The 19,572-nt window shown below is 69.9% G+C and carries 24 protein-coding genes, 1 tRNA gene and 2 pseudogenes; 11 read left to right on the top strand and 16 right to left on the bottom strand.

Annotation, left to right across the window (positions count from 1 at the left end; all coding sequences use genetic code 11):
* Positions 1-1,407: Hsp70 family protein (locus IQ216_RS03110; protein ID WP_193814282.1), on the bottom strand; the 1,407-nt coding region annotated here is incomplete at its 3' end.
* Positions 1,408-1,491: 84 nt separating this feature from the next.
* Here IQ216_RS03110 and IQ216_RS03105 point away from each other — a divergent pair.
* The gene (locus tag IQ216_RS03105) at positions 1,492-1,722 is read left to right on the top strand and encodes a DNA-directed RNA polymerase subunit omega (RefSeq protein ID WP_186698872.1); all 231 of its coding nucleotides are present in this window, start codon (positions 1,492-1,494) and stop codon (positions 1,720-1,722) included.
* Positions 1,723-1,742: 20 nt separating this feature from the next.
* Entirely contained in the window at positions 1,743-2,189 is a 447-nt protein-coding gene (locus IQ216_RS03100) for a DUF1818 family protein (protein ID WP_193814281.1), read from the top strand.
* Here the strand turns inward: IQ216_RS03100 and IQ216_RS14620 are convergent.
* Together IQ216_RS14620 and IQ216_RS14615 are read right to left on the bottom strand one after the other, a co-directional pair.
* Positions 2,129-2,521: an NAD-binding protein gene (locus IQ216_RS14620; protein ID WP_370566587.1), complete on the bottom strand. Its 393-nt coding sequence runs from the start codon at positions 2,519-2,521 to the stop codon at positions 2,129-2,131. The two genes, IQ216_RS03100 and IQ216_RS14620, sit on opposite strands and share 61 nt — an antisense overlap.
* A gap of 63 nt (positions 2,522-2,584) precedes the next feature.
* On the bottom strand, positions 2,585-3,022 hold the full coding sequence (locus tag IQ216_RS14615) for an NAD(P)-binding domain-containing protein (protein WP_370566586.1): 438 nt from the start codon (positions 3,020-3,022) through the stop codon (positions 2,585-2,587).
* Between the two features lie 402 nt (positions 3,023-3,424).
* On the opposite strand from IQ216_RS14615, the gene IQ216_RS03090 reads away from it, so the two are divergent.
* On the top strand, positions 3,425-3,691 hold the full coding sequence (locus IQ216_RS03090) for a DUF2811 domain-containing protein (RefSeq protein ID WP_193814280.1): 267 nt from the start codon (positions 3,425-3,427) through the stop codon (positions 3,689-3,691).
* Here IQ216_RS03090 and IQ216_RS03085 read toward each other — a convergent pair.
* From IQ216_RS03085 to IQ216_RS03055, 7 genes and pseudogenes are all read right to left on the bottom strand, one after another.
* Positions 3,667-4,419, bottom strand: a complete 753-nt coding sequence (locus IQ216_RS03085; protein ID WP_228007067.1) for a hypothetical protein — start codon at positions 4,417-4,419, stop codon at positions 3,667-3,669. The two genes, IQ216_RS03090 and IQ216_RS03085, sit on opposite strands and share 25 nt — an antisense overlap.
* Positions 4,420-4,430: 11 nt before the next feature.
* Positions 4,431-4,901 (bottom strand): EVE domain-containing protein, encoded by a 471-nt coding sequence (locus IQ216_RS03080; RefSeq protein WP_193814278.1) that lies wholly within the window; start codon positions 4,899-4,901, stop codon positions 4,431-4,433.
* Positions 4,902-4,963: 62 nt separating this feature from the next.
* Positions 4,964-6,382, bottom strand: coding sequence for a UDP-N-acetylmuramoyl-L-alanine--D-glutamate ligase (murD, locus tag IQ216_RS03075; RefSeq protein WP_193814277.1), 1,419 nt, complete (start codon positions 6,380-6,382; stop codon positions 4,964-4,966).
* A 35-nt stretch (positions 6,383-6,417) separates the two neighbouring features.
* Positions 6,418-6,489 (bottom strand) — tRNA-Val (locus IQ216_RS03070).
* Positions 6,490-6,515: 26 nt separating this feature from the next.
* Positions 6,516-6,674 carry a hypothetical protein gene (locus IQ216_RS03065; protein ID WP_193814276.1) on the bottom strand — a complete coding sequence of 53 codons (159 nt, stop codon included), beginning with the start codon at positions 6,672-6,674 and terminating at the stop codon, positions 6,516-6,518.
* A gap of 96 nt (positions 6,675-6,770) precedes the next feature.
* Positions 6,771-7,562, bottom strand: a pseudogene (locus tag IQ216_RS03060) (photosystem II S4 domain protein).
* On the bottom strand, positions 7,562-8,065 hold the full coding sequence (locus tag IQ216_RS03055) for a hypothetical protein (protein ID WP_186698889.1): 504 nt from the start codon (positions 8,063-8,065) through the stop codon (positions 7,562-7,564). The pseudogene IQ216_RS03060 and the gene IQ216_RS03055 overlap by 1 nt, the downstream one beginning before the upstream one ends.
* An 87-nt stretch (positions 8,066-8,152) precedes the next feature.
* Here IQ216_RS03055 and serA point away from each other — a divergent pair, with 87 nt between their 5' ends.
* The 4 genes from serA (at position 8,153) to IQ216_RS03035 (ending at position 11,684) form a co-directional block, all read left to right on the top strand.
* Positions 8,153-9,739: a phosphoglycerate dehydrogenase gene (gene serA / locus IQ216_RS03050; protein WP_193814275.1), complete on the top strand. Its 1,587-nt coding sequence runs from the start codon at positions 8,153-8,155 to the stop codon at positions 9,737-9,739.
* Between the two features lie 29 nt (positions 9,740-9,768).
* On the top strand, positions 9,769-10,692 hold the full coding sequence (gene prmA / locus IQ216_RS03045; RefSeq protein WP_193814274.1) for a 50S ribosomal protein L11 methyltransferase: 924 nt from the start codon (positions 9,769-9,771) through the stop codon (positions 10,690-10,692).
* Between the two features lie 165 nt (positions 10,693-10,857).
* Positions 10,858-11,157 (top strand): ferredoxin, encoded by a 300-nt coding sequence (locus IQ216_RS03040; protein ID WP_186698895.1) that lies wholly within the window; start codon positions 10,858-10,860, stop codon positions 11,155-11,157.
* A gap of 80 nt (positions 11,158-11,237) precedes the next feature.
* On the top strand, positions 11,238-11,684 hold the full coding sequence (locus IQ216_RS03035; protein WP_186698897.1) for a hypothetical protein: 447 nt from the start codon (positions 11,238-11,240) through the stop codon (positions 11,682-11,684).
* Between the two features lie 31 nt (positions 11,685-11,715).
* Here IQ216_RS03035 and psbV read toward each other — a convergent pair whose 3' ends face one another.
* Complete coding sequence (gene psbV, locus IQ216_RS03030; RefSeq protein ID WP_186698899.1) at positions 11,716-12,249, bottom strand: photosystem II cytochrome c-550; 534 nt, start codon at positions 12,247-12,249, stop codon at positions 11,716-11,718.
* A gap of 218 nt (positions 12,250-12,467) precedes the next feature.
* Positions 12,468-13,406 (bottom strand): annotated as a pseudogene (gene rnz, locus IQ216_RS03025) (ribonuclease Z); the annotation flags it as partial.
* 91 nt (positions 13,407-13,497) lie between these two features.
* Here rnz and IQ216_RS03020 point away from each other — a divergent pair.
* Positions 13,498-14,793: a SpoIID/LytB domain-containing protein gene (locus IQ216_RS03020; protein WP_193814272.1), complete on the top strand. Its 1,296-nt coding sequence runs from the start codon at positions 13,498-13,500 to the stop codon at positions 14,791-14,793.
* Between the two features lies 1 nt (position 14,794).
* A complete protein-coding gene (locus IQ216_RS03015; RefSeq protein ID WP_228007066.1) occupies positions 14,795-15,556 on the top strand; it encodes a glucosamine-6-phosphate deaminase in 762 nt (253 codons plus the stop codon).
* Positions 15,557-15,575: 19 nt separating this feature from the next.
* Here the strand turns inward: IQ216_RS03015 and IQ216_RS03010 are convergent, their stop codons facing one another.
* The gene (locus IQ216_RS03010) at positions 15,576-16,361 is read right to left on the bottom strand and encodes a YebC/PmpR family DNA-binding transcriptional regulator (RefSeq protein WP_193814271.1); all 786 of its coding nucleotides are present in this window, start codon (positions 16,359-16,361) and stop codon (positions 15,576-15,578) included.
* A gap of 39 nt (positions 16,362-16,400) precedes the next feature.
* A complete protein-coding gene (gene truB, locus IQ216_RS03005; RefSeq protein ID WP_193814270.1) occupies positions 16,401-17,288 on the bottom strand; it encodes a tRNA pseudouridine(55) synthase TruB in 888 nt (295 codons plus the stop codon).
* Positions 17,289-17,332: 44 nt separating this feature from the next.
* On the opposite strand from truB, the gene IQ216_RS03000 reads away from it, so the two are divergent.
* A complete protein-coding gene (locus tag IQ216_RS03000) occupies positions 17,333-18,034 on the top strand; it encodes a queuosine precursor transporter (protein WP_186698907.1) in 702 nt (233 codons plus the stop codon).
* 42 nt (positions 18,035-18,076) lie between these two features.
* Positions 18,077-18,829 (top strand): methyltransferase domain-containing protein, encoded by a 753-nt coding sequence (locus IQ216_RS02995; RefSeq protein WP_193814269.1) that lies wholly within the window; start codon positions 18,077-18,079, stop codon positions 18,827-18,829.
* A 38-nt stretch (positions 18,830-18,867) separates the two neighbouring features.
* Here IQ216_RS02995 and rpmA read toward each other — a convergent pair whose 3' ends face one another.
* Positions 18,868-19,134, bottom strand: a complete 267-nt coding sequence (rpmA, locus tag IQ216_RS02990) for a 50S ribosomal protein L27 (RefSeq protein ID WP_186698911.1) — start codon at positions 19,132-19,134, stop codon at positions 18,868-18,870.
* An 81-nt stretch (positions 19,135-19,215) separates the two neighbouring features.
* Positions 19,216-19,572, bottom strand: a 357-nt coding sequence (gene rplU, locus IQ216_RS02985; protein ID WP_228007065.1) for a 50S ribosomal protein L21, incomplete at its 5' end; no start/stop codon positions are given.

Here is a 19,572-nt window from a genome sequence, read left to right as displayed (position 1 = left end):
CACGCCGGCCTCGCCGGCCTGGCGTCGGCGCAGCACGGGCAAGCCGTCTTCGAACAGCACTTCGCGCCGTTGCTCGTCGACGGGCTCCCCGAAGATCAGCTCCAGTTCCCGCTGCCCGTCCTGACTGCAGGCCAGCACCAGCTCCAGGGGACGTTCCGTGGGCCAGCTCTGGCCTGCCACGAACAGGGCATGCCAGTGGTGGCAGGCGCTGCGCCGATCCCAGCAGCGCAGGCTCACGCCATGGCTGAGCACGTCATTGACGCGGACGCCCGGGGTGAGGGCGAGGGCGCCGAGGGCGACGGCCTCCACCGGCCGCTGGTCGCGGATGGTCACCCCTGGGCAGCGTCTGGCCAGCCACTCCCTCACGGCTCCCAACTGGCTGCCTCCCCCCACCGGCAGCACCGCCCCGATGTCGCCCAGGCCCATCCCGGCGCGGCGTCCGGCGGCCAGGACCTGCTCCAGCAAGGCGTCGAGTTCCTCCAGCAGGCCCTGCTGCTCCAGCAGCGCGTCGAGTTCACTGCGGTTGAGCCGCCACTCCAGCGGCGCCCGGCCGGGTGAACTCACCAGCACCCGGGCCTCGGGCACCTGGCTGAGACGGCACTTGAGCCGTTCGGCCCCATCCAGCAGGGCCGGCTCGGCCGGGCCGTCGCTGCCCAGCTCGCCGCAGAGATGGTGGGCGATCCAGCGATCGATGTCGCGGCCGCCCAGGGCCACGCCGGCCTTGCCGATCACCGTGGCGCAGCGCAGGGCCTGGCGGCTGCTGCCGAGGTCGCGGCCCGCGAAGCGGAGCAGCTGGGCAATCGGCATCGCCCGGCCCTCGCCCCCCTCCAGCCGCACCAGGGAGAGGTCGAWCGTGCCGCCTCCCACGTCCACCACCAGCACGGTGCTGCCGGCCGCCAGCCCGGCGCCGATCGCCGCTGCGGTGGGCTCATCCACCAGGGCCACCTCGGCCACATCCAGCGCGCTGCAGGCCTGCAGCAGCCAGTTCCGATAACCCCGGTAGCCCTCGATCGGGGCGGTGAGCACAAGCCGGCCGGGCTCCAGGTCGGGCGGCAGGGCCTCCCAGAGCAGCCGCAGCAGAAGGCTGGCGCTGGTCTCCGGGGCCAGCGGCAGGGCGCTGGCGTCGTTGCTAGCGGCAGCGGCCGGCGCCGGGCCAGCGCCGATCCGGCGTTTGAAATCCCGCTGCAGCTCCACTCCGGTGGACTGGGCCAGACCTGCCTCCAGCACCTGGCGGCCCACCAGGGGTCTGGGACTGTCGGCGCTGGCCAGCCACAGCAGCGAGGGGATGACCGGCGGCTCCTCCAAGCTGAAGGGGGAGAGGGCCAGCAACACCGGAACCCCCCCTGGTGCCTGGTAGGCCACCACGGTGGTGCTGCTGCCGAGATCAATGGCGAGCGTGCCAGCCATGGCGTCCTTCTAGACGGTCGGAGTGGGGGTACGGGAGTTCCCGGGGTAGTGGCCTACGCTTAACCCTCTGTGGTGATCGATCCGATGCAACGTGGTCTGGACGTGAATGCCAAGGAACTGGCCCAGCGGGCGGAGAGCCTGATCCGCCACTCCAGCAACCGCTACCTCACCACGGTTCGCATCGCCTTCCGCGCCAAGCAGCGTCGTTTTGACGACTTCGACGGTCTGCTGGACGAGTCGATGATCAAACCCGTGCAGCGGGCGATTGTCGAACTGAGCGACGAGCAGGATCAGCCGGCCCTGTTGCCTGGCTGACCGACGCAGTCCCCCTGGCTGTGGAGGTTCTCGAGGGTCAGGGATGGCGCTTGGTGGTGGACCCCTGCCGCGCCCCCTGGCCCGTGCTGATCGGCGCTGAGGGGTGGGCCGTCGAACTCAGTGCTGGCGAGGCCCGCCTGCTGGCGAGCGGAGTGCAGGAACTCGCTGCCCAGCTGGAGGCCCTGGCCGATCAGCTGATGGCGGAAGAGTCCATCACCCTGGAATTGGAGCGACCCTGTGGCGCCGGCTCCCTCTGGCTGGAGATCGAGGGCCACCGCAGGGCCTGGGCCCTGCGGCTCGTGCTGGCCCCGGGCCCGGAGCGGCGAGGCATCGAGGGGCGCTGGTGCCCTCAGGGCAGCGCCGCCATCGCGGCAGCCCTGGAGCAGGCCCTGCAGGGCTTGGAGCTTCAAGCCCCGGAGCGTTCAGCTTCCCAGCAGGGGCCCGTGAGCTCATGCAGGGCGCTGTAGTCGAGGCCATCAAGGGGGCTGCCGGCTGCCCGCTCCAGCAGCGCCGCCAGGCCCGCCAGCCCTTCGGTGTGCAGGCCCTGGCGCTGGGCTGCCTGCAGGAACAGGTTCAGGTCCTTGCGCAGGTGGGCGGTGGGGAAGTTGGGATTGGCGTAGTCGCCAGCCACCATCCGGGGGAGCTTCTTGTCGAAGGTGGGGGCATGCAGGGCACTGCCCCGCAGCAGGGCGAGAAAGCTTTCCCTCTCCACCCCGGCCGCCTGAACCAGCTGCAGCGAGAGGCTGAAGGCATGGGTGAGGCTGGCGATCAGCTGGTTGAGGGCCAGTTTGGTGTGCATGGCCCGGCCCACCGGACCCAGATGGATGGGCTGGGGCCCCAGCTCCCGCAGCAGGGGCAGGGCCTAGGCAAACAGCTCGGCCGGCCCCGCCGCCATCACCTGCAGGCGGCCGGCCAGGGCTTCAGGCCTGCTGCCCAGCACCGGTGCCTCCAGGTAGCGGCCGCCACGGCCCGCGATCGACTCCGCCAGCTCCTGGCTTTCCCATGGCCCGATGGTGCCCATCTGCACCACCCGCAGGCCTGCCAGCTCCAGCTCTGGCTGCTCCAGCAGCACCTTGCGGCAGGCGCTGGCATCCGAGAGCACGGTGATCACCCAGCCGCAGCCCTGCGTCGCGGCGGCGGGGCTCGCGCAGGCCAGGGCMCCGCAGGTCTCCAGGGCCCGCAGCCGGGCAGGGCTGCGGTTCCAGGCCTGAACGCTGTAGCCCTGCCGCAGCAGCCGTTCGGCGATGGCGGCTCCCAGCAGTCCGGTGCCGAGCAGGGCGATCGGGGCGGCAGTAGGCATCGGCGGACTCTGGGGGCCCCCAGCTTGTGCCGCTGATCCCGGCTGAGACGGTTCCGGTTCAGCCTGAGGTGATCAGCAGTGCTGATTGTTCCTGCCCTGCTGGAGATCCCCCAGGCCAGCCCCTCTTTTCCCACAGGTTTTCCCGGGGGGCCTGTCGCCCCGGCCTGGCACCTGCCCGGTCCTGGGGAGAGGGGGCGCAGTGAGGGGCATGGCGCCTCGCTCCCCTTGACAGGTCGCTCTCGAGGCTGGCGAGCCTTGGCAGGGGAGCGCCGTGGCGGGAGCACCCCTGCTGCAGCAGGCGATCTCAGGGTGGGAGCCCCTCTGCGTGGCCCGGACCGGCGGCATTTGACCCTCCGCGCGACCTATGGGCTACTGGGTGATGATCGCCGGGCTGAAGCCGCTATGACCAACGCCGATGGCAGGGATGGTTCGGTCGACGCCTCTGCCCCTGAGCCCTCCCCCACCGTGAGCCTGCAGGCCTGCGTCCCCGAAGGGTTGCTGCGCAGCATGCGGCTGTTCATCGAACGTCACCCCCACTGGGATCAATACCGCCTGGTGCAGGCGGCCCTGGCGGGATTCCTGGTGCAGAACGGAGAGCCGAGCCGCGAGCTCACCCGCACCTACCTGGCCACCCTGTTCCCCACTCAGGCGGAGTTCAGGGGCCATTGAGCCGGGATGCCGAAGAGCTGGCGGTAAGCGGCGGTCTGGATGCAGGTGGCCACCGGCAGGGCCACCACCAGCCCCAGCAGCAGGCCCAGGAACCCTGCCAACACCACCAGGATCAACACCAGGGTGAGCCCCAGGGCCTGCAGCCAGTGGGGATCAATCGCCCGGCGCCCCTCTCGGAAGGCCCCAAGCGGCGTGGCCTGGCCGAGCACGCTGATCGGCAGGCAGAGCAGTTGGTCGGTGGCCAGGTACACCGTCACGGCCCAGCCCGCCAGCAGCGGCAGCCACGACAGCAGCGGTTGGATCAGGGCCAGCAGCCAGCCGCTGGCCTGGGCGAGCCGGGCAATGGCGCCCAGCACCAGCAGCACCAGCCCCAGGGTGCCGGCTCCCCGCAGCATCGCCCGGCCATCGGGCCGCAGCATCCGGCGCAGCCGGGGTCGGCCATGGTCCAGAGCCGTGCTGGCGCCGTGCAGCAGCCCCACAGCCAGCCAGAGATTGCTGAGTCCCCAGCAGAACCAAGCGATCACGAGCAACAGCTGGGCGCCGGCGTCCGGCTGGCCGACGGGCGTCAGCAGCTGGTCCTGCTGAAAGCGGATCGCCAGCTGGCAGAGCAGGTTCGCTGTTCCCAGCACTGTGGTGAACAGCACGAAGGGAACCGGCGTTCTGATGAAGGCCTGCCAGCCCTCCTCCACGGCCCGTCGGATCGCGATGGCGGGTGTGGCCGCGGCCACCGGATCAGCCATCAGGTTTCCCCGGGGCCGGCGGCGAGGAGCGTCTCCAGTCGCCGGGCGGTGGCCTCCGGCACGGGCAGGATCGACAGCCGGTTGCCCCGTTTCACCACGCCCAGCGCCTCAGGGGTAAAAGCCTGCCGCAGGGCATCGAGGCTCAGCATCCGGGGGTAGGTGGTGCGATAGCGCAGGCGGACGCAGTCCCAGCGGGGGGTTTCCGGGGAGGCGGCGGCATCGAAATACTTCGAGGCCGGATCGAACTGGCTGGGATCCACCAGGTGGGTTTCGATCACCTCCATCAGGCCGACGATGCCCGGTGGCTTGGTGTTGGAGTGATAGAAAAAGGCCAGATCTCCCGGCACCATGCTGCGCATGAAATTGCGCGCCTGGTAGTTGCGGATCCCATCCCAGAGCGTGGTGCCTTCCCGCTGCAGGTGGTCGATGCCGTAGACCTCGGGCTCGCTCTTCATTAACCAGTAGGCCATCGCACCGCCATCCAGAAACCCATGCTAGAGGCAGCGCCGGAGGGTGACAGGGGCCGGCATGATCAGGTCTTCAGGTTGAGCACCAGCTCGCGGAAGTGGTTGCCGCGCGCCTCAAAATCGCTGTACTGATCGAAGCTGGCGCAGGCTGGTGAGAGCAGCACGGCCCGGCACGCCAGGCTCTCGGCGGCCTGCCGAGCCAGGGGCACGGCGTCCTCCAGTCCCTCACAGTGATGCACCACGCCTGCGAATCCTGCCTGCAGCAGCAGGGTCCCGAACCGCTCACGGGCCGCTCCGAACAGCACCACCGCCAGGGCCTTCTGCCGGAGGGCATCCAGCCACTGGCGGGCCTCACCGAGCTTGGCCTGCCCCCCGGCCAGCACCACCAGGGGACCCTCGAGGGCTCGCACGGCCACCACGGCGGCGTCGTAGTTGGTGGCTTTGCTGTCGTTGTAATAGGTGATGCCATCCAACATCTCGATGCGCTCAAGGCGGTGCGGCACCCCCTGGAACAGGCGGAAGGCCCGCTCCATGCTGGGGCCGTCGAGGCCGGCTTCCAGGCCGACGGCGGCGGCAAGCAGCATGTTCTGAAGGTTGTGCTGCCCTGGCATCTGCAGACAGGTGGCGTCCATCAGATCGTGGGCGTGGCCGCCTCGCTCCTGCCAGATGCGGCCCTGCTCGATCCAGAGCAGGGACTGGATCGAGGGCGGCAGGGCCTGTCGTGGCCCGGCGCTGACCCAATGGGCTGCCGGCCAGCTGTCGGCATGGCGGCGCAGATCGGGGTCGTCGGCATTCAGCAGGCGCACGGCGCTGTGCTCCAGCAGGCTCCGCTTGATCGCCCGGTAGGCCTCCAGGCTGCCGTGCCGTTCCAGGTGGTCAGGGGTGAGCGTGGTCCAGAGGCCCACCCGGGGCGCCACCACGGGAGCCGCCTCGATCTGATAGCTGCTCAGTTCCACCACCATCCATTGCGGCAGCCCCTGGGGGGCGCTCAGCCGCTCCAGCACCAGCTCCGCGGCGGAGAGGCCCACGTTGCCGGCCATCGGCGCATCGATGCCGTTGCTGTTGAGCAGGTGGTGCACCAGATGGGTCACCGTGGTCTTGCCATTGGTGCCTGTGATGCCGATCCAGGGCACCGGTCGGCTGGCCTCCCAGGCCGGCACCAGTTCCCCATCCACGCGCACGCCGCGGCGCCGCAGATCCTCCACGGCCGGATGGTCCCAGCGAATGCCGGGGCTCAGGATCAGGCGCTCCAGCTGGGGTCCCAGGCTGTCGAGCGCCTTGGCCTCCAGGGGGATGCCCAGGCGTGCCTCGATCCCCAGCTGCCGCAGCTGTTCAGCACGCCGGCGCTGCTCGGCGTCATCGGCCGAATCGATCACGCACACCCGATGGCCCTCCCGGTGGAGCAATCGAGCGGCGCCACAGCCGGAGCGTCCGATCCCCACCACGGCGGTCAGACCCTCACGGCGCAGGGGCGTGGTGGACATCGGGGGCGGCGCTGCAGGGCGCCGGTTCAGACAAGTGGGCGATACTGGAATCGAACCAGTGACTCCTACCGTGTCAAGGTAGTGCTCTACCTCTGAGCTAATCGCCCGTAGGACGGGTTTGAGGTGTGACGGTTCAAGCCTGAAGCTGGATGCTGATCGGCTTGATGTTGAACAGCTTGATGCTGAACGAAACCCTGAACGGATAGCTCAGCCCAGGAACGTCAAACAACGAAACGACGACGACGCTGGTGGTGAGCAATGACCAGGCCGGAAGCCTGGATTCAGTGATCAACGGATCCCGTTCTGGAGCGGGATGCCATCGCTGCCGTGCCCTGCCATGACAAGGTGATTGGAACCTAGCAGTCGGAGCTCCTGCAACCAGCAGCCATCAGCGGCGCTGCAGGGTGATGCGGAAGCGGTCGCGCTTGGTGGGGCTGATCGCCTCCACCTGCATTTCCCCCTTGCCGCTCAGCTGCACCCRGTCGCCCTCCACCAGTTCGTGGCCGGGGCGGGTCACCGCGGCCCAGTTGAGCCGCACCTGTCCGTCGCGGATCCAGCTGCCCATCCGACTGCGCGAGACGCCGAAGCCGGCGGAGGCGACCGCGTCCAGCCGCCTGGAGGCCTCCACCGTGTCGATACGGCGCGGCAGGCGGCGCCCCGGAGGCTGCAGTTGCTCCAGGGGCAGGGGCTCCAGGCTCACCGGCACGCTGCGCACCCTCAGGTCCACCGCCTCGGGGAGGGCCCAGCTGGTGGCGATCACGGCCTGGGCGCCACGGTCGCCGCGCAGCCAGAGATCGCCGAGGGCTTGCGGCGATAGCCCCGCGGTGGTGAGGCTGGCGCGGAAATCGGCTGGTTCAGCCGGATCGAACAGGAAATTGCCGTTCAGGCTGAGGCCACCCAGGGCGGCCTCCACCGGATCGCACCCCTGGACACCGTCCCGCCGGCTGAGCAGCAGCCGGCGGCGCTCCGCCCCGCTGTAGCCCCCNCTCGGCNNGGANCNGSAGTTCGGNNNCCNMGAYCGYSCNGRCGSWSSTGGNGMCTSMKCCNMGCNASCGNGCCSTCCNGNAMRSYGCKCYRGAGGRGCTGNNNGRYGWGCAGNCAMCCGNYCGGCGCTGGCGATCAGGGCCTCCAGCTCGGCCGGATGGCGGCTGCCCGACAGCAGGTCGCGGCGGGGCAGCATCAGCGGTCTGCCAGGCGCACCACCGCCAGGGGCCGGTGCTGCTGCAGCAGCAGCCAGGGCATGTCCACGCCGCTGGCGGTCTCAGCCAACAGCAGCCAGCTGCCTTCCTCCAGCCGGTTGCGCAGGCCGCGGATCCTGTCGTCGTCCTCGGAACTCACGCTGGCCGCGGCGGCGAAACTGCCCATCCAGCCCGACACCAGACCCAGCAGGGCTCCGATCAGGTGCTGGCTCCAGGCCCCCGCAAAGGCGAAGGTGTCGAGATCGGTGATGTAGGTGAAGGTGAGCCCGGCCATGAAGCCGAAGGGCAGCAGCCAGCGGGCCATGCTGCGCTGCCTGTTGCGGCGCGCCACCGCTGGATTGAGGCGGGGCACGTCATCGAGGCTGCTCTCCTGGGCCCCGATGGCCACCAGCTCCGCCAGGGGAGGCTGCCGCTCGGCCAGGCTCTCCTGGCACTGCTTCAACCGCTTGCGGTCGTTGAACACCACCACCACGCTCGTGCCCACGCCGCCTTGCCTCAGAAATTCGGTCTGCGCGGCATTCTCGCTGCTCACTACACTTCACCTCCGGCTTACCCACCCCACCTGCCGGGCATGACAAAGGTTCTCGTCTCCGATCCCATCGACCAGGCGGGGATCGACATCCTCTCCGAGGTGGCCCAGGTGGACCTCCGCCCCGGTCTCTCGGCCGCGGAGCTCAAGGCCTGCATCGGTGGCTACGACGCTCTGATGATCCGCTCCGGCACCACGGTGACCGCCGACGTGATCGAAGCCGCCGACCGCTTGCGCATCATCGGTCGGGCCGGCGTCGGCGTCGACAACGTGGACGTGCCTGCGGCCACCCGGCGCGGCGTGCTGGTGGTGAATTCGCCTGAGGGCAACACGATCGCGGCCGCCGAGCACGCCCTGGCCCTGATGCTGTCGCTGTCGCGCCACGTGCCCCAGGCCCACGCCAGCACCCTGGCCGGTGGCTGGGACCGCAAGACCTACGTGGGCAATGAGCTCTACAAGAAGAAGCTCGGCGTGGTGGGCCTCGGCAAGATCGGCTCCCACGTGGCCCGGGTGGCCAAGGCCATGGGCATGGAGCTGCTCGCCTACGACCCCTTCGTCTCCCCCGAGCGGGCCCAGACGATGCAGGTGAAGTTGCTGCCCCTGGCCGAGCTGTTCGCCGAGGCCGACTACGTCACCCTGCACCTGCCCCGCACGCCCGACACCGAGAATCTGGTGAACGCGGCGTTGCTGCGCACCATGAAGCCCACGGCCCGCCTGGTCAACTGCGCCCGGGGGGGCATCGTCGATGAGGCGGCCCTGGCGGAGGCCGTGGAGGCCGGCGTGATCGCCGGCGCCGCCCTGGACGTGTACGCCAAGGAGCCCCTGGCCGCCGACTCGCCCCTGCGGCTCGTGAAGGAACGTCTGCTGCTCACCCCCCACCTCGGGGCGAGCACCGCCGAGGCCCAGGAGAACGTGGCCATCGATGTGGCCGAGCAGATCCGGGACGTGCTGCAGGGCCTGCCCGCCCGCAGTGCGGTGAACATCCCCGGCCTCAACGCCGAGGTGATGGAGCAGCTGAAGCCCCATCTGCAGCTGGCCGAGACCCTGGGGCAGCTGCTCAGCCAGCTGGCCGGCGGCGGCATCAGCGAACTGGAGGTGCGCCTGCAGGGGGAATTCGCCAGCCATCCGGCCCAGCCCCTGGTGGTGGCCGCCCTCAAGGGCATGCTTTCCACCGCGCTCGGGGATTCCATCAACTATGTGAACGCCAGCCTGGAGGCCAAGGAGCGCGGCATCCACGTGCTTGAGGTGAAGGATGACGCCGCCCGCGACTACGCCGGCGGCTCGCTGCAGCTCAGCTCCCGCAGCAGCCTCGGCAACCACAGCGTCACTGGAGCTGTGTTCGCCGATGGGGAGTTACGGGTCACCTGCATCGACGAGTTTCCCGTGAGCGTGAACCCGAGCCGCCACATGCTGTTCACCCGTCACCGGGACATGCCAGGCATCATTGGCCAGATCGGTTCGGTGCTGGGCGAGAACAACGTCAACATCGCCTCGATGCAGGTGGGCCGCCGCATCGTGCGGGGGGATGCGGTGATGGTGCTCAGCCTCGACGATCCGATTCCGGCCAGCCTGCTGGCCCTGGTGCATGAGATCACCGGCATCCAGGAGGCCCATCCGGTAACCCTCTGAACAGGCCTGTTCCCCCGCCGTGATCAACCATGACCCTGTGCTGGTGGCGGCTGGAACTCCCTGTGCCGCCCGAACTGGAGGAGTCGCTGCTGTGGAAACTGCAGGACCTGGGCCTTTCCCGGGTGGCGATCCGGCATCGGCCTGACCGACCAGACCAGCGCCTTCTGCAGGCCTGGCTGCCGGCCATCGACTGGCCTGAGCCGGAGCGGCGCCAGCTGGAGGCTGCCCTGGCCCAGCTGGSCGATCCCTTTGGGCTGGTGTTCCCGCCCGTGTCCTGGCAACAGCAGGCCGACGAAGACTGGAGCAGCAGCTGGAAGCAGCACTGGCGACCCGATCCAGTCGGGCAGCGGCTGCTGATCCTGCCCGCCTGGCTGGATCGCCCTGCGGAGCACGCCGACAGGCTCGTGATCCGCATGGACCCCGGCAGCGCCTTCGGCACGGGCAGCCATCCCACCACCCGCCTCTGCCTCGAGGAGATCGAGGCGCTGCTGGCGCAGCAGGGGGCGGCGGGCTTCAGCCCGGCAGGGGAGTTCAGCGTGGCCGACCTGGGCTGCGGCAGCGGCGTCCTCGGCATGGCGGCCCTGCTGCAGGGCGCCACCCGGGTGGCCGCCGCCGACACCGATGCCCTGGCTGTGCGCGCCACCCGGGCGAACGCCACCATGAACGGCTGTGGCGAGCAGCTGCAGGTGGTGCAGGGCTCAGCAGCGGAGCTCGCGGCCCTGCAGGCCGGCCAGCGGGCCGACCTGCTGCTCTGCAACATCCTGGCGCCGGTGCTCGAGGCCCTCTGCCCCGCCTTCAGCAGCCTGCTGGCTCCTGGGGGGGTGGGCGTGCTCAGTGGCCTGCTGGAGGATCAGACACCGCGCCTGCAGAGGGTTCTCGCGGCTGAAGGCTGGCTCAGCAGCCTGGCGCGCCGGCAGAGCGGCTGGGCGCTGTTGCGGATCCGCAGGGCCTGAGGCCGGGGCCTGATGTCGCATAAGGCACGCTGATCTGTGTCTGCCCTTTGATTGGCCTTCCAGCCCTCGGGCCCCGAAATCGACAGGAACGGCCTGTGGCGGATGTATGAAGGGCGGGTCCTACAGGCCCGGTTGCCCGGGTGCCTGTGAGCCCCAATCCCTTCCATGGCTTCCTACAAGGTCACCCTCATCAACGAGAGCGAAGGCCTCAACAAGACCATCGAGGTTCCTGACGATCAGTACATCCTCGACGCCGCTGAAGAGCAGGGCATCGACCTCCCCTACTCCTGCCGCGCCGGTGCCTGCAGCACCTGCGCCGGCAAGCTGTCCTCCGGAACCGTTGACCAGTCTGACCAGAGCTTCCTCGACGACGACCAGATCGAAGCTGGTTTCGTGCTCACCTGCGTGGCTTACCCCACCAGCGACTGCACCATCAAGACCCACTCCGAAGAAGAGCTCTATTGAGTTCTCAGGCTGTCTGACGGCAGGCCTCAGGCCTCTCGTCTTCCCGTTCTGACCATGCCACCCTGATGGGTGGCTTTTTCATGCCCTCCCAGCCGCCTCCCGCCCCGCTGCCTCGGCCCGATCAGGAGCTGCTGGAGCCAGGCAGTGTGCACGCCAGTCCAGGCGGCCAGTACAGCTATCGGGTGCTGGGGGCCTGCTGCCGGCTGTTCGACCGGGAAGACCTGCCCTGGCCGTGCTGCCGGCTGGCCTGGCGCAGCAAGGAGCCCAGCTGGCGGCGGGTGGGCCGGCGCTTCGTGGCCGACCTGGCCGCCCGCCGCTGCCCTTCCTATGCCGTGGAGCTGCTCCAGCCTGGCTCCCGGCCCACCGCCACGGTGATCACCCTGTTCCCGGTGCGCCTCGCCGGCGGCCTGCAGGAGTGGTGGTACAGCAAGTTGCCGAGTTCCTTCGACCCCACCAACCAACAGCCTCCAAGGGCCGCTCCCCCGCCGTCCAGCCAGCAAAAAGCCGGTGTGGGGGACACCGGCTGAGGCTTCACAGGACCGCTGGAATCCAGCGGGCTCAGAAGTAGATCTTGCCGCCGCCCCACTGCAGGCCCTGGGCCTTGGGCGCCACCAGGATGTAGCCGGCCATCAGGCGCAGGTCGTCGTCATCGAGGTCGCGCATCTTCACGAACACGTCGCTGCTGCGCATGCTGGGATGCAGGTCGGCAATGCTGTATTCACCGTCGTAGCTGGTGGGGTCTTTCATGTAGTCCACCAGGGCCTCGACGTTGTCGCGGGCCGGGGTGGCCAGGGCCAGGGTTTCAGGATCGAGCCCCACGTTCTGGTTGGTCTTGGTGATGCCGCCGGCGTGGCACTCGCCGCAGCTGTTGTTGAACAGCTTGCGACCGCCCTTGATCTCCGCTTCGCTGAAGGTCACCGCGGTGCCGTCAGGGCTGGCGGGAACGGTGAGCTGCTCGCTGGTCCACTGGGCGGCCAGGGCCTGGCCGCCGAAGCCGAGGCAGAGCAGCAGGGCCAGGGGCAGCGCCAGCAGGGCACGGGCAGCGGCCCGCAGCACTCTGCGAAGGGCCGATGGGGAGAAGGTTGAGGCCATTGGGGGAAGCCGGCGGTGTGGCAGAGGGAGGTGGGGCGACGGAAACCGCATCGGAGACCTTGTATCACGGGCAACGGGGCCGTAGCGGCGCAGTCGGGAGAACTGTTGCAGGGCTAGGGCTGTGGGGCCGCCCGTGCTCGGCGTCTTGGGCTGGCCCTGGGGGCGGCGGCGCCGCTGCTGGGGGCAGTCTCGGCCTCGGCCGGTGGCTCGGCGGGGCCGGGCACCACGTCGAGCGTCAGAAAGTCCTTGGCCAGCAGCGTGTTGGCGAAGATGGCGCGTGCTTCCTCCACGAGGTCCTCGGCGCTGATCGCGTTGCCGGCCACGTAGCGCGGGCTCAGATGGGTCAGTGCCAGCTGCTTGACCCCGGCGGCCAGGGCCGTCTGGGCGGCCATGGTGCTGGTGGAGTGCTGGCGCTGGTAGGCGAGCTCCGCCTCCCCATGGGAGAAGGTGCTCTCGTGGATGAGCAGATCGGCGCCGCGGGCCAGCTCCACGGCGGCCTCACAGAACACCGTGTCGGTGCAGTACACCATGCTGGCGCCGGGCTGGGGCGGCCCGCAGAGGCTGCTGCCGCGGATGATCCGGCCGTCCTCCAGGCTCACAGTCCGCCCCTGCTTCAGCTCGGCATAGACGGGCCCGGGCGGGATGCCCAGAGCCTGGGCCCTGGCCACGTCGAAGCGCCCCGGCCTCGGTTTCTGGTCCACGCGGTAGCCGAACGCCGGCACCCGGTGGGTGAGGGGGGTGCAGCGCACGGTGAGATCTCCGTCGTCCAGCAGCAGATGGCCCTGCTCGGCCGCGTGGCGCACCTGGTGATGCCGCAGGGGATAGCCGATGCGGGTGGAACTGGTGTGCAGCACCCCCTCCAGGTAGTCGCGCAGGCGATCGGGGCCGTAGAGGTCGATGCCGCTGCAGCTGCCGGCCATGCCAAGGCTGGCGAGCAGGCCCGGCAGGCCAAAGATGTGGTCGCCATGCATGTGGGTCACGAACACCCGGCGCAGCTGGCTCACGCGCAGGGAGCTGCGTAGAAACTGGTGCTGGGTGCCCTCGCCGCAGTCGAACAGCCACAGCTCGCTGCGCTGCGGCAGGCGCAGCGCCACGGCGGAAACATTGCGGCTACGGGTGGGAACGCCGGAGCTGGTGCCGAGAAACGTGACCTGCACGGGCCTTGTGCCTCCTGCGCATGCTGCCACGCCGGGGCTGGCGGGCTGCCAACAGCATCGCCACAATGGGGGGCCTTCTGCCGGCCCACCTGTGGCGCTGCACTCCCTGATCTCTCGCCGCTCGGCTGTGATCCTCCCCCTGGCCCTGGCGCTGCCGGTGGTCGCCCTGGTGCCCAGTGGCAGCGAGCTCCAGGCCCAGCAGGGGGAGCCAGAGATCCGGGTGCTGTTGGCTGAGGGCAACGAAATCCGCCTGAGTTCGCTGCGGCAGCCCCTGGTGCTGCGCAGCGGGGCCCGCTCGCCCGCGCTGCTGGAGCTGGCTCCGGCCACTGCCTTGGTGCTACGGCTGCAGGGGGGGCGCCTGCAGGTTGAGAGCGAGGCGGGCTCCAGGGAACTGCCGGCCGCCACGGGCCTCTGGCTGGAGGCCAAAGAGCCCGGCGTGGGCGCCCGGGAGGCCTTGTTCCAGCTGCAGAAACGGCACTATCGCGGACGGTTGATGCTGCGCCGGGAGGGGCAGACCCTCCAGGCCATCAATCACATCGGCCTCGAAACGTATCTCCCGAGTGTGGTGGGTAGCGAGATGCCGGCCAGTTGGCCCCAGGCCGCCCTGCGGGCCCAGGCCGTCGCGGCCCGCACCTACGCCCTGCGCCAACGCAAGCCAGGCTCCGCCTTCGACGTCACCGCCACGGTGAGCAGCCAGGTGTACAAGGGTGTGGAGGCCGAAACCGACTCCACGCGTAGCGCCGTGGCAAGCACCCGCAGCCAGGTGCTCTTCTACCAGGGCAAACTGGCCACCACGGTGTTCCACAGCAGCAGTGGCGGCCGCACTGAGAACAGCGGCGATCTCTGGACACGCCAGCTTCCCTACCTGGTGAGCGTGCCTGATTTCGACCACAACAGCCCTGTGCACCAGTGGGAGAAGCCTCTGCCCCCGCAGGCTCTGCGCCAGGCCTTCGCCGAAACCGGGGGGGTGCGGCGCATCGATGTGCTGGCCACCACGGCCACCGGCCGGGTGCGGCAGGCCAGGGTGATCGGCCCGGCCGGCACCCTGGTGGTGACCGGCCCCCAGCTGCGCAGCCGCCTGGGCCTGCGCAGCACCAAGGTGCGTTTTGAGGTGGTGGAGCCCAGCCGTCCCCTCACCCGGGGCCTGCCCACGCCGCCGCCGCCTGTGGTGGCGGTCTCCAGGGTCTCCACGACCCCCTTGGCTCAGCCGTTCCCCGCCGTGGATTCGGCCACCGAGGCCCCTTCCCTGCTGGCGATCGGTCGAGGCTTCGGCCACGGGGTGGGCATGAGCCAGTGGGGCGCCCTGGCCATGGCGGAACAGGGCCGCAGCCATGAGACCATCCTGAGCCACTACTTCAGGGGCACTCAGTTGCGCCGCTACCCCTAGCTTGAGCCGCTCTGAGGAGCTGGAGCTGATCCGGTTTGAGAACGCCGCAGCCGTGGCGGACCATCTGGCAGAGCGCCTCTGGCAGCAGCGCCTGGCGACTCCCCAGCAACCCCTGGGGCTGGCCACAGGACGAACCATGGAGCCGGTTTACGCCGCTCTGGTCAAGCGGTGGCACCGGGCACCCGAAGCGGAGCGCCGCTCCGTGCGCCGTTCCTGGCTCAGCTTCAATCTGGATGAGTACGTGGGCCTGGCCCCCGGTGATGGCCGCTCCTTTGCGGCTTTCATGCAGGAGCGGCTGGCCGGCCCCCTGGGCCTGAAGTCCAGCCAGGTGCGGCTGCCCGATGGCCTCGCGGCCGACCCCGCTGCTGCGGCCGCGAGCTATCGGGCGTCTGTGGCCGCTGCGGGGGGGATCGGCCTGCAGGTGCTTGGGCTTGGCCTCAATGGCCACGTGGGCTTCAACGAACCTCCCTGCGCTGCCGATGCCCCCTGCCGCTGTGTGGCCCTCAGCGCCACGACGCGTGAGCAGAACAGCGGGGCTTTCGGCGGCGACCTGGCGGGCGTGCCGGCCAGGGCAATCAGCCTTGGACTGGCGGAGATCCTCGCTGCCCGCGCGATTGTGCTGGTGGTCACGGGCGGTGCCAAGGCGGCCGTGCTGCGGCGGCTGCTGCAGGATCCCCCCAGCGCCCTGCTGCCGGTGAGCTGGCTGCGCAGGCACCCCGCCGTCACGCTGCTGGCCGACCAGGCCGCCCTCAGCCTGGCCTGAGCGGGCGCCAGACAGGGATTCACTCCGCCATCAGGGCCTCCAGCAGGGCGTCCTCGGCCTCCAGGTTGGAGGTCACGCCGCGCACGTCATCGAGATCCTCCAGGGCATCGAGCAGGCCCAGGCATCCCCGCAGCTGCTCGGCCTCGTGCAGCGGGCAGGGGGTCTGGGGAATCCAGCGGTGCTCCCAGCCTTCCACCGTGAAACCTGCTCCCTGCAGAGCCTCCTGCAGGGCTTCCAGGGCACTGAAGTGGCACTGCAGCTCCACTCCCCCTGCCTGGAGCTCGTAGTCCAGGGTTGGGGGACCACCCGCGGCCTCGATCGCCTCCAGCCCCTCCAGCAGGGACAGCTCCAGCCGTTCCGGGGCGAGGGGTGAACCGAGGCTCACCACGCCGCGCTGCTCGAACAGATAGCTGACGCAGCCGCTTTCCCCCAGGTTGCCGCCGTGCTTGTTGAAGGCCAGGCGCACGTCGGCGGCGGTGCGGTTGCGGTTGTCGGTGAAAGCCTCGATCAGCACCGCCACGCCGCCTGGCCCGTAGCCCTCGTAGCGCACGTCAGCGAACTGCTCCCCGCCACCGCTGAGCTGCCCTGATCCCTTCAGGATTGCCCGCTCGATGTTGGCGTTGGGAACGCCGGCGGCCTTGGCCTTCTCGATCGCGGTGCGCAGCTGGAAGTTGCCACTGGGGTCGGCGCCGCCGCGGGCGGCCACGCTGATCTCCCGGCCCAGACGGGTGAACACAGCTCCCCGCTTGGCATCCACCACCGCCTTGGTGCGCTTGATCTGGGCCCATTTGCTGTGGCCGGCCATCGGAGCTGGGAGGTGGTCGAAGGGGAGGAGCGAGCCGGCTCAGCCGAGCGCATCGAAGACCAGCTTCGGTTGCAGCCGATCAGCGGCGCAGGCCAGTGCCATCCCCACCAGGTTGCCATCTGGACCGAGCACTGCCACCGGCTGCCCGGGTGGCCAGTCCGCCTGGCCCTCCAGGCTCCGGCCGCAGCGCCAGCCCTCCAGTTCGCCCGGCTCCAGCTGCCGGCGCGGCAGATGGCTGAGGGCCGCGAGCGGGTTCAACAGCGGTGGCAGCGGCGGCTGCTCCAGGGCCTCGAGCGGCACGGCCTGGGCCAGGTCGAAGCCCAGGGCCCCGGTGCGCCGCAGCTGCGCCAGGGCGCCGCCGCAGCCCAGGGCTGTGCCGAGGTCCCGCGCCAGGGAGCGGATGTAGGTGCCCGCCGAGCACTGCACCTCCAGCTGCAGGCGCCCCGTGGCCGGCTCCCAGTGGCGCAGCTCCAGCTGGGTGATGGTCACGGCCCGGGGGGGCAGGCTGAGGGCCTCGCCCCGGCGGGCGCGGGCGTAGGCCCGCTCGCCCTGCACGTGCACGGCGGAGACCTGGGGCGGCACCTGCAGGATCGATCCGCGGAAGGGCGCCAGGGCCCGCTCCAGGGCGTTGTGCGGCAGTGGCGGCAGGGGGTGGCGCTCCAGCACGGTGCCGCTGAGATCGTCCGTGTCGGTGCACAGCCCCAGCTGGATCGTGCCCTCGTAGCGCTTGTCACCCACCAGGTAGGGCAGCAGCCGGGTGGCCGGTCCGAGCGCCAGGGGCAGCACGCCGGTCACGGCGGGATCGAGGGTGCCGCCGTGGCCCACCCGCCGCAGGCCGTAGGCCCGCCGCACCCGGGCCACGCAGCCGTGGGAGGTGAGCCTGGCGGGCTTGTCCAACACCAGAAATCCACAGGGCTGGTCAGCCATGCCGGCACCCATCAGCCTGGAACAGTCCCACGCCACCCTCCCCGATGACCCTGCAGCAGCGCCGCGACCTGGCGTTCCTGGTGCTGGCCGGCCTCTTCCTGGGCAGCATGGCGATGCTGAACATCCTGGGCCTCACCCGCTTTCTGCAGCTGGGGGCGATCGGCTCCTGGCCGATCGTGGTGGCGGTGGGCGCCCTGCCCTACCCGGTGACCTTCCTCTGCACCGACCTGATCAGTGAGCTCTGGGGCGAGCAGAAGGCGACCCAGCTGGTGTGGGTGGGGCTGGCCCTCAACGGCTGGGTGGTGCTGATCCTCTGGCTGGGGGGCGTGCTGCCTGGCCTGGCGGGGGCACCGGAGGCCACCTTCTTTGAGGTGCAGCACCTCGCCTTCGGGGCCGTGGGGGCCTCGATGCTGGCCTACCTGGCCGCCCAGTTCGCCGATGTGCGGCTGTTCCATTTCTGGAAGCGCTTCAGCGGCGGCGGTGCCCTGTGGCTGCGCAACAACGGCTCCACCCTGGGCAGCCAGCTGGTGGACACCACGGCGGTGGTGCTGGTGAGCCACTACGCCAGCCATGTGCTGCCGATCCGTGCCGACGAGGCGGTGCTGCCCCAACTCGGCAGCTACATCGCCAGCGGCTATCTGTTCAAGGCTCTGGCCGCCCTGGTCGACACCCTGCCCTTCTATGCCCTCACGGCCTGGCTGCGGCGCTGGCTCGAGGTGCCCGGCCAGGGGGCGGAGATCGGCTGAGCCCCCGCCATCTAAGTTGGCGCCACCGATACCAGCGCAGCAGTGACGACGGCAGTGGGCACGGGGCTGGGAGTGGAGCACTTCCTGGCGGATGGCTTTTCGCTCAAGCAGCACCTGGCCGACTACCTGCGCCTCGAGCCCAGTGAGCTGGAGCAGCGGCTGCCCAGCAGCACCGAGCAGCTGGCCGCCCTCCACCCCGGCGCCTTCGACTTCGCCCAGGCCGGCCGCTTCTATGAAGACACCGTGGGCACGGCCCACCTGCTGGAGCTGGCCGCCTGGCACCTGGGCAGCGCTGAGTACATCGCCGATACCCTCAGGCTGCAGCAGCGCTTTGCCCAGGGCCAGGTGCTCGACTTCGGCGGCGGCATCGGCAGCCATGCCCTGGCCGCCGCCGCCTTGCCGCAGGTGGAGCGGGTGTGGTTCGTCGATCTCAACCCCCACAACCGGGCCTGCGTGCAGGCGCGGGCCGACAGCCTGGGGCTGGGAGCGCGCCTCTCCTGTCACCGCGACCTGGACGACGCCAGGCTGCCAGGGCGGTTCGACACCCTGGTGTGCCTGGACGTGCTGGAGCATCTGCCCGATCCCGCAGGTCAGCTCAAACAGTTCGCCCAGCGCCTGGCGCCCTCTGGAACCGCTCTGCTCAACTGGTATTTCTTCAAGGGCTTCAACGGCGAATACCCATTTCACGTGGATGACCCGGCCCTGGTGGACCGCTTCTTCCACACCCTCCAGGAGCGCTTTCTGGAGGTGTTCCACCCCTACCTGATCACCACCAGGGCCTACCGACTGCGCTGAGAGCACAGCCGACAGGCCCAGAGGGCTTGGGGTTCGCGTCAGACGGCCAGGGCCACGTTGATGCGCTTGCGGGTGCGCAGGCCGCGCTTGATGGTGTCAAAGCCCACGACGCCATCGCTGAGGGCAAACAGGGTGTCGTCAGAGCCGCGGCCCACATTGAGGCCGGGCAGTACGGAGGTGCCGCGCTGGCGGATCAGGATGGAGCCGGCGCTCACGCTCGTGCCGCCGGAGGTCTTGACGCCCAGGCGCTTGGAGTTGGAGTCGCGGCCGTTGCGGGTGGAGCCTGTGCCTTTCTTGTGGGCCATGGATCAGGGGGGCGATGAACGCGGAGAGGGTGGATGGAAACGATCGTGGGGATCTGGTCAGCTTGTTCTGGCCAGAGGACCTCAGCCCAGGGCCTTGCCAGCCACGGTGATGGCTTCCACCATCACACGGGTGAGCTCCTGGCGGTGGCCGTTCTTGCGACGGGTCTTCTTCTTCGGACGCATCTTGTAGACGATCAGCTTGGGACCGCGGCGGTGAGCCATCACCTTGAGCGTCACGCTGGCTCCGCTCACGTAGGGCTGGCCCAGGGTGGCGGCCTGGCCGTCGTTCACGAGCAGCACGCTCTCGAGAGTGACGGTCTCATCCACCGCTGCGGGCAGGCGGTCGAGGTCGTAGTAGCGGTKGGCCTGAAGCCAGAACTGCTGGCCGKAGGCCTCCACGATGGCGTAGGGCGCCGGGGCTGCGGCGGGGTCTTGGGT

Origin of the sequence: Cyanobium sp. LEGE 06143 (genome assembly GCF_015207535.1) — a bacterium.
GTDB lineage: Bacteria > Cyanobacteriota > Cyanobacteriia > PCC-6307 > Cyanobiaceae > NIES-981.
Note: the sequence above shows the minus strand (reverse complement) of the source record. Positions and strands in the feature narration are given on the sequence as shown.

What these genes read in the sequence shown, in the direction of transcription:
- IQ216_RS03105 (WP_186698872.1), top strand. Translation starts at nt 1,492, where the DNA reads ATGCAACGTGGTCTGGACGTGAATGCCAAGGAACTGGCCCAGCGGGCG.
- IQ216_RS14620 (WP_370566587.1), bottom strand. Translation starts at nt 2,521, where the DNA reads ATGCACACCAAACTGGCCCTCAACCAGCTGATCGCCAGCCTCACCCAT.
- IQ216_RS03090 (WP_193814280.1), top strand. Translation starts at nt 3,425, where the DNA reads ATGACCAACGCCGATGGCAGGGATGGTTCGGTCGACGCCTCTGCCCCT.
- IQ216_RS03080 (WP_193814278.1), bottom strand. Translation starts at nt 4,901, where the DNA reads ATGGCCTACTGGTTAATGAAGAGCGAGCCCGAGGTCTACGGCATCGAC.
- murD (WP_193814277.1), bottom strand. Translation starts at nt 6,382, where the DNA reads ATGTCCACCACGCCCCTGCGCCGTGAGGGTCTGACCGCCGTGGTGGGG.
- serA (WP_193814275.1), top strand. Translation starts at nt 8,153, where the DNA reads ATGACAAAGGTTCTCGTCTCCGATCCCATCGACCAGGCGGGGATCGAC.
- IQ216_RS03040 (WP_186698895.1), top strand. Translation starts at nt 10,858, where the DNA reads ATGGCTTCCTACAAGGTCACCCTCATCAACGAGAGCGAAGGCCTCAAC.
- IQ216_RS03035 (WP_186698897.1), top strand. Translation starts at nt 11,238, where the DNA reads ATGCCCTCCCAGCCGCCTCCCGCCCCGCTGCCTCGGCCCGATCAGGAG.
- psbV (WP_186698899.1), bottom strand. Translation starts at nt 12,249, where the DNA reads ATGGCCTCAACCTTCTCCCCATCGGCCCTTCGCAGAGTGCTGCGGGCC.
- IQ216_RS03010 (WP_193814271.1), bottom strand. Translation starts at nt 16,361, where the DNA reads ATGGCCGGCCACAGCAAATGGGCCCAGATCAAGCGCACCAAGGCGGTG.
- truB (WP_193814270.1), bottom strand. Translation starts at nt 17,288, where the DNA reads ATGGCTGACCAGCCCTGTGGATTTCTGGTGTTGGACAAGCCCGCCAGG.
- IQ216_RS03000 (WP_186698907.1), top strand. Translation starts at nt 17,333, where the DNA reads ATGACCCTGCAGCAGCGCCGCGACCTGGCGTTCCTGGTGCTGGCCGGC.
- rpmA (WP_186698911.1), bottom strand. Translation starts at nt 19,134, where the DNA reads ATGGCCCACAAGAAAGGCACAGGCTCCACCCGCAACGGCCGCGACTCC.